The 17,536-nt window shown below is 32.5% G+C and carries 12 protein-coding genes; 5 read left to right on the forward strand and 7 right to left on the reverse strand.

What is annotated here, in order from left to right; translation table 11 throughout:
• Positions 1 to 51: 51 nt before the first annotated feature.
• From JJQ60_RS05040 to JJQ60_RS05055, 4 genes are all read right to left on the reverse strand, one after another.
• Positions 52 to 2,907, reverse strand: coding sequence for a CHAT domain-containing protein (locus JJQ60_RS05040; protein ID WP_201917347.1), 2,856 nt, complete (start codon positions 2,905 to 2,907; stop codon positions 52 to 54).
• Between the two features lie 161 nt (positions 2,908 to 3,068).
• Positions 3,069 to 4,676, reverse strand: coding sequence for a S8/S53 family peptidase (locus tag JJQ60_RS05045; protein WP_201917349.1), 1,608 nt, complete (start codon positions 4,674 to 4,676; stop codon positions 3,069 to 3,071).
• A 71-nt stretch (positions 4,677 to 4,747) separates the two neighbouring features.
• Positions 4,748 to 5,434 carry a tetratricopeptide repeat protein gene (locus JJQ60_RS05050; protein ID WP_201917351.1) on the reverse strand — a complete coding sequence of 229 codons (687 nt, stop codon included), beginning with the start codon at positions 5,432 to 5,434 and terminating at the stop codon, positions 4,748 to 4,750.
• Positions 5,431 to 5,997: an RNA polymerase sigma factor gene (locus JJQ60_RS05055; RefSeq protein WP_201917353.1), complete on the reverse strand. Its 567-nt coding sequence runs from the start codon at positions 5,995 to 5,997 to the stop codon at positions 5,431 to 5,433. The genes JJQ60_RS05050 and JJQ60_RS05055 overlap by 4 nt, the downstream gene beginning before the upstream one ends.
• A gap of 415 nt (positions 5,998 to 6,412) precedes the next feature.
• Here JJQ60_RS05055 and JJQ60_RS05060 point away from each other — a divergent pair, with 415 nt between their 5' ends.
• The gene (locus JJQ60_RS05060; RefSeq protein ID WP_201917355.1) at positions 6,413 to 7,198 is read left to right on the forward strand and encodes a universal stress protein; all 786 of its coding nucleotides are present in this window, start codon (positions 6,413 to 6,415) and stop codon (positions 7,196 to 7,198) included.
• Positions 7,199 to 7,242: 44 nt separating this feature from the next.
• On the opposite strand, the gene JJQ60_RS05065 is transcribed toward JJQ60_RS05060, so the two are convergent.
• Positions 7,243 to 7,671 carry a hypothetical protein gene (locus tag JJQ60_RS05065; protein WP_201917357.1) on the reverse strand — a complete coding sequence of 143 codons (429 nt, stop codon included), beginning with the start codon at positions 7,669 to 7,671 and terminating at the stop codon, positions 7,243 to 7,245.
• Positions 7,672 to 7,917: 246 nt separating this feature from the next.
• Here JJQ60_RS05065 and JJQ60_RS05070 point away from each other — a divergent pair, with 246 nt between their 5' ends.
• The gene (locus JJQ60_RS05070) at positions 7,918 to 10,425 is read left to right on the forward strand and encodes a DUF2339 domain-containing protein (RefSeq protein WP_201917359.1); all 2,508 of its coding nucleotides are present in this window, start codon (positions 7,918 to 7,920) and stop codon (positions 10,423 to 10,425) included.
• On the forward strand, positions 10,409 to 11,644 hold the full coding sequence (locus tag JJQ60_RS05075; protein WP_201917361.1) for a hypothetical protein: 1,236 nt from the start codon (positions 10,409 to 10,411) through the stop codon (positions 11,642 to 11,644). The genes JJQ60_RS05070 and JJQ60_RS05075 overlap by 17 nt, the downstream gene beginning before the upstream one ends.
• 38 nt (positions 11,645 to 11,682) lie before the next feature.
• Here JJQ60_RS05075 and JJQ60_RS05080 read toward each other — a convergent pair whose 3' ends face one another.
• The gene (locus tag JJQ60_RS05080; protein WP_201917363.1) at positions 11,683 to 13,062 is read right to left on the reverse strand and encodes a DUF5995 family protein; all 1,380 of its coding nucleotides are present in this window, start codon (positions 13,060 to 13,062) and stop codon (positions 11,683 to 11,685) included.
• 259 nt (positions 13,063 to 13,321) lie between these two features.
• Between JJQ60_RS05080 and JJQ60_RS05085 the strand changes: the two genes are divergently transcribed.
• Together JJQ60_RS05085 and JJQ60_RS05090 are read left to right on the forward strand one after the other, a co-directional pair.
• A complete protein-coding gene (locus tag JJQ60_RS05085; protein WP_201917365.1) occupies positions 13,322 to 13,972 on the forward strand; it encodes a hypothetical protein in 651 nt (216 codons plus the stop codon).
• Positions 13,956 to 14,999: an alpha/beta fold hydrolase gene (locus JJQ60_RS05090; protein WP_201917367.1), complete on the forward strand. Its 1,044-nt coding sequence runs from the start codon at positions 13,956 to 13,958 to the stop codon at positions 14,997 to 14,999. The genes JJQ60_RS05085 and JJQ60_RS05090 overlap by 17 nt, the downstream gene beginning before the upstream one ends.
• A 107-nt stretch (positions 15,000 to 15,106) precedes the next feature.
• Here JJQ60_RS05090 and JJQ60_RS05095 read toward each other — a convergent pair whose 3' ends face one another.
• The gene (locus JJQ60_RS05095; RefSeq protein ID WP_201917369.1) at positions 15,107 to 17,359 is read right to left on the reverse strand and encodes an APC family permease; all 2,253 of its coding nucleotides are present in this window, start codon (positions 17,357 to 17,359) and stop codon (positions 15,107 to 15,109) included.
• Positions 17,360 to 17,536 lie beyond the last annotated feature (177 nt).

A 17,536-nucleotide genomic window follows, 5' to 3' on the forward strand; every position in this document is an offset into this window, starting at 1 on the left:
TTGTAAAAGCTGAAATACCACTAAAAATAAGTTGTTAGAAGAAGTGTTAACCTAGAGTTTTAATCTTTTAATCCAGGTTTCTGGAGTATTTAGTATAAAAAAGATAAGTAGAAAAATACCAACAATGAGAACCCAAATAATGGGATTTGTAGGATCTTGTGAAGTACCAACTTCGCCTAAAAGTATGAAATTAGCCCAGTAGTAAGGATGTTTTTTGTTGGGTTCTATTTTTGAAAGATAATCTAACTTGGATTGATGTAATGCCAGATCTATTGGCTTACCTTCATGTACATATTCTAAGAATGAAGTAGTAATAGCCAAAGAACTTGCCTCGGAAGCATTCCATAAACTAGATAAAATATTTCGGGCTCCACCTAAAAGAAAAGATTTACTCATTCCCTGTACCCCTTCACCGCTATAGATTTTTCCACTTGCAGAATGACAAGCACTTAGGAGTACTAAATCTGCTTGTAACCGATTTCCATACAAATCCTGCGAAGAAAGTATAAAGTCTTCTTGATGATCATCAAAAATAATGCAAGATCTTCCCGGATCATTAATGTCAACCAGGCCGTGCAATGAAAGATGAATAATATCGGCCTTAGGACTATGCTTTAAAAAGTTTTTTAAAGAAGCTTCATTATCGATAAATGTTTTTCCGTCAAAAATAGCAGCGCCTCTCTTTATTTCTTCATGAGATAATGCAAGCTGCATCAGGCTTTCGTTCCCAAAAAACTGCTTGCTCTCTTTCAATTTTTTATTGAGTTGATTACTATATTTGGCACCAAAACCGATATAGTTTTGTAGTGCAACGTCTTGATGTTCACGAAATAATAAAGCTATAGAGTAGGAGTAGGAGATTGCATAATCCTCTATCACATATTTTTTAGCAGGATTACTACCGTTGATTAAGGCTTCGAATGGTAATTTATGTAATTGCCCATCGGGTATAATACATAGTCGTTTTATATCCTTATCGATTTCTTTAAGTCCCTTTTTGAGGCACTTCTCATAGATCATTTCAGAAATCTTTTGCGAAACCTTAGTATTAGGATCATGACACTGATTAATAAAATTATTTAAAGCGGTTTTAATCTCTTGAGTATAAGGTATACTAACAGGAAAAAAACTATTTCGTGTTAACCAGAATCCATAAATCTTATTCTCTGAGACGAAATATTCGATCACAGCCATATCCTTAGGCAAGTCTTTTTGGACCTCATTTAATTTAGGCGGATGAATAAATGCATATTTTTCTTTAAAATAAGCTGGCTCTTTTTGTTCGATTTCATTGAGATAGCTGTCCAAAGCAGATTGCGCTTTGGTGTATGTTTGAAGAAGAGAATCCTGATCTTTAATAGTTGCTTCTGTTAATAATGCCTGTTGAATGTGCATTTCTTCACGTAGGGCTTTTTCTTTTTTCGCAACTTCTGGAGATACATTAGATTGAAAAGCATTGGCTTGGTTTAACTCATATTGTAATACAATAGCTTTTGTCTTTGAAGAAAAATAATAAGCTTCTTCAAGATAAAAACGATCTCCAGTAATTCGATGCAGCGTTAAAGCGTCCTCAACAGCTTTCCCATAATGTTCAAACTTTAGATTCAAAAAATCTAATTTAGATTGTTCGAATTGAAATGAAAACAAGTTACGGTTGATTACAGAATCGATTTTATGCTTCGCAATAAGACCTTTTTTTAGAAATGCAATGTCACCAGATGCTTCAAACTTAGTCTTAAATATTTTTACTTTTAATGCTATCAATCGAATTAAATGAGAATCATCAAGCGCTTTTGATTTACTAATGATTGGCAATTGATTTTCATCAAAATGACCCGCAGGAAGTATGATGTTAAAGGCTTCAGAAAGATATGCACTAGCTTTTTCATGATCCCCTTTAGTAATTAATACATCACTAAGATTTTCAAAGGCATGAACAAGAGATTGTTCACTCTCTCCTTTTTGAACCATTATTCTTCTTAAACTAAGTGATTTTAAAAGGTTTTCTTCAGCATGATCATACTTTTTTTCTTCTAATTGTATCATGGCAATTAACTCTAGTCCAATCGCATGATAATATGGTTCTTTATCATTATCTAATATTGCAATAGCTTTTTGAGCCATTTGCTCTGCTTCTTTATACTCTTTTAATTCAAGATGCGTAGTACCAGCATTTAGATATACCCATGCCAGATTGAGTTCCGGTATTAAATCAGGGAATTTTTTATGAATAGATAGTGCATTTAAAAGAGATTCTTTTGCTTTTCCATATTCTTTAAAATTATTATTCATCACAATAAGATCGTTTAATACTTCAAATTGTTTTATCTCGGTTTGCTGCTGTTGTTTATATAAATTGATTGCATTTTTATAATACAATTCTGCACGAAAAATGTCATTTAGATTTTTATAAAATTTACCTATACCATGATACTTACGTGCTAGTTTAGAATGAGGGTATTGCGGATCATTCTCGAAGATATAGAGTGCCTTATCTAAATAAAGCTTAGCAGATTCCATCTTATTAAGGTATTGGTAAGAAATACCAATATTATATATGGTATTTGCTTTTTCTGCTGGAGGAACTTGAGGGCAACTTCCCCAAATACTTAACACCTGATCTTTAAAATGTTGTATGGCCTTTAATTCTTGATTGAGTTGATAATAAGACACACCAATTTTATGTAAAATTTTTCCTTTATAATAGCAGTCCAATTCTTGATATTCATGCTGCTTAATTAGTTCTTCAATCAACTCAAGATTATCTTGGTAGCGTCCTTCTACAATATTTTGATTTATGATTTCATAGTGTTTTCTGAAATAATCATCATCGGGGAGTGTTGCCCATGATAAAGAAACGAGAAAAAAACAACCAACTGTAATAACCATACAAGGTTTCAAAATCATAATCAAGAATTAAGTAGGCACTGCTTATTTACAATACTAAATTTTGAACTACTAATATAGTGAAACGTTAATTTTTTGCGATTATCCGTAAATTATTAAATATTTAAAAAGGGATATACTTTATATTGTATATCCCTTTTTAATAAAAAAATATTGAGGTTTTATCTTTTTACAACAATTTGGGTGAGTGCATTATTCCCGGTAACTACCTTTACAAAATATGTCCCAGGAGGTAGTTGTTGAGTTTGCGCAATATTAATTATGTTGCTTGCTCGCTCTAGAATATATCGGTTTTTTGATACTAATATCCCCGTTTGGTTAAAAATTGAAACAGTTGCCTTTTTTTCTATATTTTTATCTATCTCTAGTTGTAATGTTTCATTAAAAGGATTAGGGTAAAACATAAATTTAGGTTTTGGGACGACAGCTCCATTGGATGTATTAATTCTTGTTGTACAACCATTACTTAGTTGATTAAATGCAGCTGGGAAATTAATAATCCCATTAGCTACCACTTTTTCAAAAAAATCTGATGATGTTGTGGAGGTATTGATCAAACTACATTTAATTTTTTGATAATCAAATGTGGTTTGATGTGTAGCCAGTATTGTTGCCAAAGCTGTTACATTTGCTGAAGCGAATGAAGTTCCCGATTGATAAGCTACATTTCCGTTTAACCCAGGACCGGGAATATTTTCGCCTAGTAATGCTACATCCACAGAATATTGGCCATAGCTACTAAAGTTACTTAGCTTATTGTCTTTACAACTTATTGAGGCTACAGACAAGATGTTAGCATTGGGATAAGAGGCAGGAAATGATATAATTGGATCGGTATCATTGTTTTCATTTGTATTACCAGCCGCTGCGATTACCATAGCGCCCATTTGTTCTGCATAATCTACTGCTAATTTTAGAGGTCTACCTGTTGGGTTTACATTTTTATTTTGGTAGCTAAAGCTGAAATTTAAAATATTTGCCCCCTCGTTTACAGCATCCAAGATGGCCGGAATAAGATTAGAGATAAATCCACGTCCTAGATTATCATGAGTTTTTCGTATATCAAATGATACTACAGAAGCAGGTCCCTGGGCGCTTAATAAATGATGTATAAGACCCGCGATATGAGTGCCATGACCATTAAGATCTTCTGGGATTTTATCATCATCTATATAGTCATATCCAGTATATTGGGGGATTGAGAATGAGTATCCAGGAAAGCTTCCAGAGGCTTGAACAATACCAGTATCAAAAATTGAAATTTTAATAGGGTTGGTTCCAGTAGCATATTGAGGAAGTATAGTATCGAAACAAAAGCCAGGGATATCTAAAGGTTGCGCGGGAATAATATGTCCAATATTAAACGTAGCACCATCGATCTCAGTCTTTCCTTCGGCTCCCTGTACTTGTCCATCTATATTTGTTACTGTTTGTCCCTGTGCAGAGATATACGGAAAACTTACGGTGTTCCACAATCTAAGATTAATTTCTGGTCGGTACCAAATTTCTTCAGAATTTAACTCATCTAATAAAATATCGACTTCCGCTTGACTAATAGTAGGGGATAGTGTTACAAAATATAATGAAGGATGTTTGATGATGTCTTCATCCTCATCGTCGTCATCGTCATCATCATCGTCGTCATCATCTCTATATTGATTAACTGGTTCAACTATAGTATTAAAAATACTATTATTTTGTTGACCTAAAATCGGTGATATAACTATTAATACTAAAATAACGATTAAAAAAAACTTCAATTTTTTCATAATTTTAAAGATATCGCGGTTTTAATTTAGATAGGAGTAAGGTTTGACATGAACTAGAAATTGTTTGTTACTTACTCTTTATTTATATTTTTTAGTAATTCCTGAGCTTTTATATGATTCCAATCAGAGTTCTTAATTCGTTTCAATAGTATCCCGGCTTTAGTATTTTCTTTGTTTAATACGTAAGCTAAGGATTGATACCAATTTATTTCTTGCCTAAATGGACCTTTGTTACTGTTAATCATCTCAAATAGTTGTATCGCTTCGATATATTGATCATTTAATAAAAATGCCAACCCATGATAATATTTATCCTCCTTAGTTTCTGCTTTGATACTTTGAAAATATTTGATTGATAATGAATATTGTTTAGTATTAAAAGCCTGTATAGCTAATATTCTATTATGATTTTCATCGGTAATGCCCTTAGAAGCACCAGGATGAAGTATTTCTTGATCATTTAGATATTGTTGGGCTATTACGTAAGGGTCAGATTCTACAGAGGTAAATAATTGTAGAGTAACTATTAATGCAATACAAGCAGCTGCAGCTAAAACTACTTTTATGTACTTAGAAGTATCTTTTTTCCTTTTTAAGTTAATACTGTTTCTTGTGATGCCGTAATCATTAGAAAGCATTTTTTGCCACTTTGTTCTTAAATCTTCATCGTGTTTTCTTTTTAGAACCTCCTCAAAAATTTGATCCTCTTCTTCTTTTGAGATATTTGGGTCTAAAAGTCTTTTTAATTTATTCTTCATGACTTTAATATTGTTTTTAGACCAAATTGGTCTTTAAGTTTTTTGATACAACGTTCTTTTTGTTTTCTTATCGTTGCGGGGCTTTTTTGAGCTTCTTCGGCAATTTCAGACAATTTCATTTTTCCATAGAAATGCCATGTTAGTAATTGTTTGCAAGAGTCTCCTAGTATCTGCCATGCTTTATTAAGTCGACCTAATTCTTCAATAGATGTTGTTGGTTCAATATCTTCTTCTGCAGCAAGTAATATTGTACCATCTATTGTTGTATTATTTTTTTTAAGGTTTCTAAATAGCATTTGAGAAGCTATCTTGGTAAATAGAAAACGTAAGTTTCCATACTGTAACTTTCCGTCAACAAATCGTGTTCTAAATTCAATCAGAGCATCCATAGTTGCATCATATGCATCCTCATGGCTAGATTTATATTCTCGACATAGATAATTCATAGTTTCTTTATACTGTTTAAGAAATACCTGTTCAAAAAAATAAGTATCATTCCTTTTTAGATCAGCTATGAGCTTTTCGAATGATGCTTGAGTTAATCCAAAGTTTTTATGTTCCATTCTTAGTTTGGTGTTTACCTACAAAGGATATAGAGTTATTAAAACTATAATGACTAAGAAAAAAACAGTTCAATTGTTTATTCATTTATCACTATAAGGTCATAAAAAGAAAAACGTGACATATTTAAACTAAAAAAAAATGTTATGCTTTTTATCCTCTGTTTTTGTTACACTTAGTACTATTATTTTTTGATTTATAAATGAACAGCTAAAAAAGAAATTACCCTACCACAGATGGAATAATATGTATCATTTTTAGAAGAGATTAACACTTTGTAGAAATCCTAGTAAACATGTTATAATTTTATTAACCAAAAGTTAAACTATTATATATTAATAGTAAATGTATTATATTTATAAAGTAAACCTATTGATAAATATGTATTGATTCTAACCTAATTTAAATTTAACTACTATGGATTCTACTAAATATAGAATGTTGGCGCTAACAGATTTATCCAAATCATCAATGACTATCTTAAAAAATGCTGCACAATTGGCAAAAGCAATCGGAGGTAAAATTGAAGTATTTTATGTTAAGGCTCCTGCAGATGTAGTTAATTATGAAAATCAATTTTCTGCTATAAGAGCTATACAGGAAGATTCTCGTCGAGCACAAAAACGATTAAAAACAATGGTTAGAAAAATAGAAAAGGAAGAAAACATAAAGATTACTTTTCAAATAGCTTACGGCAATATTAAAAATGCAATCCAAGAAAAAATTTCTAAAACAAAACCGGATATCGTTTTATTAGGTAGACGTAAGTCTAAACTTGTTAACTTTCTAAGTAATGGAATAACAAAGTTTTTATTGAATGAATGCCCGGCCAATGTTTTAATTGCTGGAGAGGACGATAAATTTTATTCTTATGATGATACATCCTTAGGAGTGTATGGCGATGTTTTACAAAAAGATGGTATAGAAATTATTAATGATTTGAACCAGAAAAATTCAAATCCTATACGATTTTTTAGTATTCGTAATACGAAAAATACTAAGAAAAATATACCACAACATAGGAATACTAAAGAAAAGGTATCTTACATATTTTCTGAAGGAACAAATGCGTTAGATGGTATAACTTCGTATGTATCCAGAACAAATATGCAATTGTTTTGTATTTCGCGAAAACATCAAATTAAGTCTTCTCTTCAACAAATGGTTTACAAATTAGATATTCCAGTATTAATTTTGGAGTAACTGAGGAAGGGTCAACGGCTCTTTTATAATGCGGTAATATACTTTTAAGCAGCTTTAGTCTTAGATTTAAGGTTTCTGGCCCAAATAATAGCATCATTTAGATTGTCGAAATTTTGAAGTTTACTTCTCATAAATAATTTTTCAAAAACGGTATTGAGCATTCCTTTTTGGTTATAACTAACAATACCATATCCTTTTAGTGAATAGCTATATTTAAAGAAATGTAACCAATCACTAGGAACAACAGAATATTGATTAATACGATTGGTTATATAGACTAAGTCTTTTCCATTTTGATCATAAAGACTAGTTATTTCTTCAACCACGGCTTTGGCGTGATCTTTCCATGTAAAGACAATATCTTTATGAACCTCGCCTACAACAAAACTATCAAACAAATAGAATTCGCCATAATCATAGTTAAGTACTTGTATAGCGTCTAAATAAAAGGGAGTATCCTTAATACTTTTCATAAACCAAAAATACGAAGTGATAGGTAAGATGCATCGGTTTTTTGAGTAAAAATATAATCAATCTTCGATGAATTAAAAAATTCAACGACAAAAGTCATTCTAATTCTCTATTAATCAATAAAGTGCATTAGATTATATAAAGACACTTGATGTTTCCTTAGATCATACACTATAGAATCACACGTAATATGTATAATAAATTAATAGACATATATTTGTAAGAAATAACTAACCAATTAAACTTATATGGAATATTTTTTACTTATTCTGATTATTATAATGTTGCTTCATCATAAAATGACATTTAAGTCAAAAATTTCCAAGCTGCATCAAGACATAAAAATACTTCAAGAAAAACTCAATAAATTACAAAAATCTAAGATCGAAGGTATCACTGCTACCCAAGAAGAAAAGAAAGATATCGTAAGGGAAGAACCTAAAACAAAACCTTTACCACCTGTATCAGAAGAAAAACCAATTCAGGAAAAAACTCCCGTTACCAATGTTCCAAAACCTCTATCTCCTGTTAAAAAGGAGAACGAGTTAGCTACCTCAGATAAAACTACAGCACCGATTCTAAAAAAGCCGATTACACCACCTAAGCCACCAAAACCTGGGCTTTGGAAACGCTTTAAAGAAAAGAATCCCGATTTAGAAAAATTTATTGGTGAGAATTTAATTAACAAATTAGGAGTTCTGATTTTAGTATTAGGGATTAGCTATTTTGTGCGATATGCCATTAATAAAGATTGGATAAATGAACCGGCTCGTGTTGGTATTGGTGTATTAGTAGGTAGTTTGATTATTGGTATCGCACATAGATTACGAAAAAAATATGCAGCCTTTAGCTCAGTTCTGGTTTCAGGAGGTATAGCGGTATTTTATTTTACTATTGCTATTGCATTTCATGAATACCAACTATTTAGCCAAACCGTAGCATTTATTATTATGGTATTGATTACTGCATTTAGTTGTTTGTTATCCTTATCGTATAATCGCATAGAATTGGCCGTTTTATCACTAATTGGTGGTTTTGCAGTTCCTTTTATGATTAGTACGGGTAGTGGTAATTACATTGTACTATTTAGCTATATAGCAATTCTGAATATTGGTATTTTGGCATTAGCCTATTTTAAAAGATGGACTTTAGTAAATATTCTTGCCTTTATTTTTACTACACTTTTATTTGTAGGATGGTTGATACAAGAAATGGGTATAGAAGAACCACATTATTTAGGCGCATTAGTTTTTGGGTTTATATTCTATATCATGTTTATGATTATCAATATCATAAATAATATGAGAACCAAAGGCGCCTTTTCTATAGCACAATTAACGATAGTATCGATTAATACATTTGTATTTTATACAGTGGGTATGGTTGTACTTTCAAGCTATCACTCAGAGTTTTCAGGACTTTTTACAGCTGTATTAGCACTATTTAACATTGCATTTGCATCGTTCTTGTATAAGAAATTTGGATTGGATAAAAAGGCTGTTTATCTATTGATTGGTCTAGCCCTAAGTTTTATTACCCTGGCTATACCTATACAATTTAAAGGTAATTATATTACGTTGTTTTGGGCGGCAGAAGCTGTACTACTCATGTGGCTTGGTCAAAAATCTAGTATCAAGAGTTATCGATATGCGTCGATATTTGTTCAGATCTTAATGTTATTCAGTTTATGGATAGATTGGGTTAAGTTTTATTTACTTAAAAAAGAAATCCTATCTATCATACTTAATCCTATTTTTATAACGGGTATAGTGGCTATTGCTTCGCTGGTTTTAGTGGGGTATATATTACGAAGTGAGAAAAATAAACCCAGTAAATTCTTATTATCATTTAACCCGATTATCTACAAAAAAATAATTATAATCATAGCTATTTTTACAGGCTATTTGGTAGGTATTTTTGAAGTAGGATATCAAGCACATATTTATTTCGATTCTGAAGCACACGTAGCAAATACTTTTCCAATTGTATATCACTTATTATTTACAGCAATTTTATGCTTCTTCTTATACAAAAGTGATAAGAGCACTAAGGATATATTAATAAATTATATTGCATTATTTAATGTCGTAGCTTTTGCATTCATCTTCTCTAGACTTCCTTTTTTAGAACTAAAAGAAAATCTCATCCTAGAACAAGGAGGTAAATTGGCTTTTTACTTTCACTATATTTCGTTAGTATTAATAGTATATTTCTTTTACCTCATATACAAAACGAATAAAAGAAAATCTACACAGTCTAAATTTAGCCGTTCATTCATGATTTGGGGAGTTTCGTTTTTAATTGTTTTTATTTTAAGTTCAGAAGTCATACTACATGGATTGCAACTTATGAATTTAGAAGTTACTACAGATCAAATTAACGAGTTTGCTTCAGATTATGGAGAAACGGATACAGATTATATGAGAGAAAACCTGGCTACTATGAATATTAGTGATGCACGATACAAGATTATCAAAACAGGATTGCCCGTCGCATGGGGAATACTGGCATTTATATTTTTAATAGTCGGAATCAAAAGACAGGTAAAGCAGTTACGAATTATAGCGCTTACATTACTAGGGATTACCATTTTGAAGTTATTCATTTATGATATCAGTAATGTATCAGAAACAGGAAAAATTATAGCTTTCATTTTACTGGGAGTACTTATTTTAGTGATTTCATTCGTATATCAAAAAATAAAAAGATTAGTAATTGAAGAAGATAAAACCAAAGAAGATGATCAAATCAATTAGACCTTTATTCCTGTTACTTACTGGGATAATAAGTGCACAACAACCCCAAATTGAGGGTAAATTATCTGAGGTTAAGAGTGATGGGCTGTATAAAATTAAAGTTTTACATGACGTTCGTTCATATTCTAAGGAGGACCTAAGCGATTTCAGAATATGGGATAGTAAAGGAGAGCAGGTACCTTATTTTGTATATCCCGATGATCAGGAGACCCAAATATCTAATTTTTCAGAATTTGAGATCATTTCTAAAGTTAGCCTACCAGATTCAATTACTACCTATATCTTTATCAATCCAAATGATAAAATCAATAAAGCAGTACTTTCTATTGCAAATTATGAAGGCAACAAAACGTATAGCTTGCAAGGGAGTAATGACCAAAAACAGTGGTTCGGATTGGTAAATAGTCAAAATTTATACGCTATAAAGAGTACTACTGCAACCAGTGTTTATAAAGTAATAGATTTCCCATTGTGCTCATATAAATACCTGAAACTAATTTTTAACGACCGTACCTCATTGCCAATTAATCTTTTAAAAATCGGAACGGCCACTACAAAAATCTTGAAATCTCCATTAGAAGAAATCTCTGTAAAAAATACAAGTAGTGCTAAACTAGTTAAAGAGAAAAAGACCAAAATACATGTCGTTTTCAACGCTCCCGAAATCATTAATCAATTAAAATTCAATATTAGCGAGCCAAAATTATACAATCGTAAAGCCAGAATCTACACCCTGAGGACAAGAGAAGTAAAGCATCAGGTAGAAACATACGAACACCATATTGCAAATTTCACGATTAGCTCTGATCAAAATATTAAATTTCCTCCCATATCATTTTTTGAAAAAGAAGTATATATAGAAATAGAAAATCAAGACAATCCTCAATTAACATTTTCATCTATTCAATTTTTTCAAATACCTGTATTCGTAGCTGCAGATTTAAAACAGGGTGAAACGTATGCCATTACCTCTGGAGATAAAAATCTAAACAAACCGAACTATGATCTCAAATATTTTAGCGCAGAGATTTCAGGGAATTTACCGGAGGCGCGTATTATCTCAGTAAAACAGAATCAAGATAAAGATTCTATAGTAGAAAAACCTGTTCCTTTTTGGCAGAAATCATGGTTTATGTGGGCATGCATCAGTATAGCAACGTTAATGATTGGATATTTCGCTTTTAGCTTGCTAAAAGATTTAAAGCAAGAAAATAAATAGTAAAAGAAGAGACAGAGATAAAACGAGCGTTTAACGGTTTATTGCTTATTCAAAGTTTCTTCTGCTTTTGCCCAATCATTTTCTAAGACAGAATACACCTGTTTTTGATCAGCCCGAACGGTGTAATCACCAATGAATTTTGTTCCCAACAAATCAATATGATACAATGCTTTAAAACCATTTTCGTAGATTACGGCAGGATAAACATCATGTTCTTTAAAAAAAAATGAAAAAGGACCAAAACGAACATGAGCATCTACCGCAACACCTTTCCCATTAGGCGATAAAATATAATCCTCCTTAGAAACAAAAAGAGTAAACCACCCTCTATGAATTCGAAAATCATTCTTCGCAACACCAGCTTTTCCTTGATTTGGAAAAGTAGTAATAATCGATTTGATGGTAGCATTTCCAATTATTTTTTGAAATAATCCCATCATAGTAAGTAGCATTTTGTTTTTCCAACTAATCGAAGCACCGAACATTTTTGACCAACTTTTTATCTTAAAATTAAAATCACCTGTCCAGGTTCCCATCGCTGTTTGAAAGTAATATATCTGATTAGGTGCTTTCTGTAAGGCTTCAGGACTTAAGATCACATCGTGTTGTTCTGTTAATTCGTATAATTCGTTTCCTGCATTTAAAGTATCAATAATCTGATCAACATTTTTTATTTCTACAGCCTTAATAATTTTTAAGATAGATTCTGCCATAAAACCAGGTTCAATAATTTTCTCACCCAACTTAGCAATACCAATGTTTTTATGTTCGATAATCACCTGCTTATCTGGTTCAGAAAGAGGGGCCAGTTCTACTGCAAGCTTCCATGCAAAATCTCGAGCTACTTTCATACTAAAATTAATGATGGCTTCTTCTTTTTGTTCTGTTATATCTTCTAATAAATGTAACAATGGTGATAGTGCACTTAATTCATCTAGAACCGTTGGCATTATAGAAGAAAGAATAGTATTAACTTTTTGAAAATCATCATGTAAATCATGAATAGCATCTCCAGGGGCTATTTCTGCAGCGGCGGCTCCCAAGTCAATATTAATATGAGGATTCATAGCCAATAACAAGTGTTGTACAATAAGTAACTCATCATTGTGTATTGCATTAAAAGCTATTGCCCATGCTTTGGGTAGCCCAGGATCATTATTTTGAAATTGTTCTACGACTTTGAAGTAGCGTGCCGCAAACTGAACATCTAATTTTTCAAGTCGTTCATCATTATCAAAATATCCTGTTCCTATTTTACTTTTAACGGTTTGGGTAACTCGTAAATATAAACTAGTAAAATAGCCAACACGGTTAGAATGATCTATTGACCATTGAATAATAGATTCTAATTTTTTGATGGCCTGATCGATCGACACTGGATTAATCACTAAAGACTCAAGATTTGTATCACTTTGCATATCAACTTGTTTGTATTCTTACCACTTGCTATTAAAAATATGAAATTACTTTTTGGTTAAAAAGGGTCAACAGCCCCTATTTACAATGGGTTTTTACCTTAAAATAGAATGTAATAATTGGTAGGTTTAGAGCTCAGTTTAATAAATGCTAAATTTCGACTAAGGAGTACTGTTTTTTGTTGAAGAATAACCATTGCACTGCAACAATCAAAAATTGCTTAGGTCTTTTAGCATTAACTGATCAATATCAAACCGATACATGAAAAAAACCTTCCTATGTTGCATTTGTTTTATCTCATTTCAAATTCACGCACAGTTTACGCCTGAAGGTAAACAAGTAAAGGATACCCTTAGCTTCTTAGAAAGAACAGAATTTAAAGCAGGCTACTTTGGTAATATTCTATGGAATCAGGGATTAAATGTAGGTGCAGAATACCTTTGGAAGGAAAAAATTAAAATTAAAGAACGTAAACGTGGCGGGCAAAAAAGAATTTCAAACCAGTTTTTATTTAATGGAAGCCTGGGGTTTACTTTTAATCCTAGTACTACTACAGACACTGGGGTTTTTACTCATTATGGATTGATCTGGCGACGAACAAATACCAAAGGAAAACAGTTTAGTATAACCCTAAATCCACTGGGGTATTATCGTTCAATACTTCCAGAAACTTATGAGGTGAAAAATGACAGAGTAGAACGAGTATTTTTTCCTGGTAGAAGTTATTATGCACCATCCATGTCTATTGGTTTTGGCAAGTTTCGGAAAAATAAAAAGCTAACAGGAAGATATTTTAATATTAACCTAATGCTACAAACACCATATAATGCCGGTACTTTGCCCTCGGTTTTCTTAGAATATGGGTATCGTTTTAATTTTAAAAAGAAAAAAAGAGATGCAAACAACAATTAACAACCTTAAAATCATATTTTTTACCTGCGTTCTTTTTAGTCTTTTTTCATGCTCAAAAGAAAATATAAAAGACTTAAGTGAAACCATATTTGTACGTCATAAAGGAGCAGACATGCCGGCATATATTTACGGTAATGGTTCAGAAAAAGTATTTCTTATCATACTACATGGGGGACCAGGTGATACTGGATTAGGATATCGAGGAGGAACTATCAAAAGTGAGATCGAAAAGGCTTGTGCAGTGGTCTATTTTGATCAAAGGGGTTCTGGGATGGCTCAAGGTAGTTATTCCCAGAATGGTATTAACATTGATATTATGGCAGAAGATGTTCTGGCATTGGTCAAGGTTATTAAACATAAATATGGAAGTGATTCTCGTTTTTTCTTAATGGGTCATAGTTGGGGAGGTACATTAGGCACAGCAACATTATTAAAAAACCAGGATGAATTTAAAGGATGGATAGATGTAGATGGCGTTCATGCCCCAAAAGGATTGTATTTTGAATATATTGACAATTTTAAAAGAGTAGCTTCAGAACAGATTGATATCGGAAATAACATAGACTATTGGACAGGAGCTACTAATTTGGTAAATAATGTAGATCCAAATATTTATGATGAAAGTGATTTTTTTAGAATGAATAATGAAGCTTTTGAAGCAGAAGATATACTTGTTGGTAATGGAGTGATAAATAATGAAGTTTTTGATAGTAATACTTTTTTTAGGTATAATTTTTTAACTGCTTTGTGGAGCAGAAACAGAACACTTGCAATATTAACAAATCAAGGACTATGGGAAAATCTTTCGTACACGAGTAGGTTATCCGAAATCACAATACCATCCTTAGTATTATGGGGAAGGTATGATATGATTGTACCGCCCAGATTTGCACAAGAAGCATACGATAATTTGGGTTCTACAACTAAGAAGTTGGTTTTTTTCGAAAAATCAGGTCACAGTCCAATGGCTTCAGAAGCTGGATTGTTTGCAGACGAAGTAATTGAATTTATTAATGAGAATAAATAGCAATTACTCAGAAATTAAAGTCCATGTAGATGAATTAACCAAAAAAAGAGAAGGGAAGTATTAGGTTTAACCGCTGTCTATAGATAATGATATGTAATAGATAATTACTACACCTTTATTGATGTGCTTTTAGAATCAAAAATGACCGGGATCTCACTCTCTACGCCATTGTTTTGTACCAATACCGCACGATTAAGTTTTGATAGGATGTTATCAATAAATGTAACACGTTCTTCAACTTGGTTCACTCCTCTAGCCAGTCCTAAAAATACAAGATCTACATACTTACTCTTTGTCAATAATATATCCAAAACATTTTCTTTGGGTTGTGCTACAATTACGATAACATTGGCTACGATTCGGGCCTCCCTAATTGAGAATCGAATATGATTTTCTAAAGTTTGTTTCTCATCTTCAGAATGGGTAATAGAAAAAATACGAATGGTTGTTTTTTTCCATTTGTTATTGAGCTGAATTAAATAGGCCAACAATACCATAAGATCACAATTATTTTCTCGTCCTCGCCACCATATGTCAATCCTTTTCTTTACTTTTTTAGGGAAAGGCTTATTAATATGCGCAATCAAAACATTCTTCCCAGATCGTGCCATATCATTAATAATCTCTAACTCTTTGATTTTACCTTCATGTGTAGACGACCATCCAAAAACTACGGTATTCGTTTTGATACCTGCTACACCATGTCCAGCCGCAACATGGTTCATCCCATATTTAAGATCGGTAACTATATGGACCTCTGTAAGGGCTTGTAGTCCAGCTAGAGCAAGATCTTTTTGCATTTCATGAGCAATTTCATTTTTCAAGGTGAATTCACTTTCATTTTCAAGAGTAATCAATTTAGAAATCGTAAGCAGTCCACTATTTTGCCCTAACATCTCGGTAAATCTTACTAATTCAATATGCTCGTTAATATCACGAACAAACAGTATAATAATTGGTCTCCAGTTTCTGGGATGAACTTTTTTCGCATTTAATCGAAGTAAAGCATATCGGCCTAAATGCATCCAAATTCCTGTAGAGGCATCTCCCCATTGTTGTTCTAGTTTCTTACTCATAAGATATAAGAAAATAAGTACCTCTAATCCCAAGGCAAATGCAAATGCAAATGGGTTAATTAGCCACATTACCACCATAGCAGCGACAGCACCAAGGATAGAGATATACCAAGGTATATCTATTGTAGGGCGGTAAGAAGGCTCTTTGATTAACTGTTCTATAGCAGCACTCATGTTTACAGCCACATATAAGGTGAGAAATAAAACTGAAACATATTGGGCAATAGTATTTAATCCTCCTAAAAACACAGCACCTACGGCAATGACACCACTAATCCAAGTAGCAATAGTAGGTTGTCCAGACCTAGAGAGAGTTGACAAAAATTTTGGCACTAAACCATCCATAGATAAAGCTTGCAGAATTCTTGGACCGCCAAGTATACTACCAAATGCCGAAGATAATACGGCTCCCCAAACAGCAGGATATACAATCCATGGTCCTAAAATTGCCAAACGTGTCCATATGGTTACCCCTGCCTCAGGATTGGTCATTTGTTCTATAGTAAGTGCTCCTGTAATTGCCAATAAAATTGGAATAATTAAATAGACCACTGCTCCAGAAACAACAGCTCCCAGTGTTCCTCTAGGAATTGATTTTTGAGGGTTTTTTAAATCTCCACTCATGCCAATACCAGCTGTAAACCCAGTTACTGCCGGAAAAAAAACTGCAAATACATACCAAAATCCCTCTGGAGCTGTTTGATAAGTCGCCTTAGTAATCGGCATTTGAAGATCTTTGGTTAATACACCAATCATTAATGCCAAAACTGATGCGCCTACCAGGATCATAATAGGTATTTGAGAACGTAGGACCAATTTGGCACTTTTTCCAGAAAGCACTGTAACGATAACTATAAAGGCAATAGTCATTAATTGTAAAGTATACGATGGAATTGTGATACCTGTAACAGGCCATAATGCTAAGATGGCTTCTGATAGACCATAGCAATAAAAAGTAACACTTAATGTCCTACATAAGTAAAGAGGTATTCCTATTGCTCCTCCAGGTTCTAATCCAAGACTACGAGAAATCATAAAATACTCTCCACCGACACCTACTTTGATATTCGTTGCAATAGCCGATGCACTCAATCCTGTAATGAAGGTTATAGAACTGGCCATTAAAACAACAATTATGGTCTTGATCAATCCCAGGTTACCCAGAACCCAACCAAAACGCAAATACATGATTAGCCCTAATATAGTAAGAATACTGGGCATATAAACACCCAAAAAGGTACCAAACTTATGGGTAGACTGAGATGTTCCAGGTTTTCCAGCCATTTGATATTAACTTTTATGAAACCAAAATTTCGGCTGCCTTATAAAGATAATGTAAAAATGGTTGATTCTCTGATTAAATAGAAACTAAAACAGAGACTAAGAGAAAGAATAAAAACCTATCTCTTGGAAGGAGACAATAGAATAATTGAATACTGTGGCTTATTGCCTAAAAAAAAG

It is taken from the genome of Aquimarina mytili (genome assembly GCF_016735115.1).
Lineage (GTDB): Bacteria > Bacteroidota > Bacteroidia > Flavobacteriales > Flavobacteriaceae > Aquimarina > Aquimarina mytili.

Bases quoted from the DNA above. Each gene is read 5' to 3' on its own strand.
- JJQ60_RS05095 (WP_201917369.1), bottom strand. From the start codon at position 17,359: ATGGCTGGAAAACCTGGAACATCTCAGTCTACCCATAAGTTTGGTACC.
- JJQ60_RS05045 (WP_201917349.1), bottom strand. From the start codon at position 4,676: ATGAAAAAATTGAAGTTTTTTTTAATCGTTATTTTAGTATTAATAGTT.
- JJQ60_RS05060 (WP_201917355.1), top strand. From the start codon at position 6,413: ATGGATTCTACTAAATATAGAATGTTGGCGCTAACAGATTTATCCAAA.
- JJQ60_RS05055 (WP_201917353.1), bottom strand. From the start codon at position 5,997: ATGGAACATAAAAACTTTGGATTAACTCAAGCATCATTCGAAAAGCTC.
- JJQ60_RS05080 (WP_201917363.1), bottom strand. From the start codon at position 13,062: ATGCAAAGTGATACAAATCTTGAGTCTTTAGTGATTAATCCAGTGTCG.
- JJQ60_RS05050 (WP_201917351.1), bottom strand. From the start codon at position 5,434: ATGAAGAATAAATTAAAAAGACTTTTAGACCCAAATATCTCAAAAGAA.
- JJQ60_RS05040 (WP_201917347.1), bottom strand. From the start codon at position 2,907: ATGATTTTGAAACCTTGTATGGTTATTACAGTTGGTTGTTTTTTTCTC.
- JJQ60_RS05070 (WP_201917359.1), top strand. From the start codon at position 7,918: ATGGAATATTTTTTACTTATTCTGATTATTATAATGTTGCTTCATCAT.
- JJQ60_RS05075 (WP_201917361.1), top strand. From the start codon at position 10,409: ATGATCAAATCAATTAGACCTTTATTCCTGTTACTTACTGGGATAATA.
- JJQ60_RS05090 (WP_201917367.1), top strand. From the start codon at position 13,956: ATGCAAACAACAATTAACAACCTTAAAATCATATTTTTTACCTGCGTT.
- JJQ60_RS05065 (WP_201917357.1), bottom strand. From the start codon at position 7,671: ATGAAAAGTATTAAGGATACTCCCTTTTATTTAGACGCTATACAAGTA.
- JJQ60_RS05085 (WP_201917365.1), top strand. From the start codon at position 13,322: ATGAAAAAAACCTTCCTATGTTGCATTTGTTTTATCTCATTTCAAATT.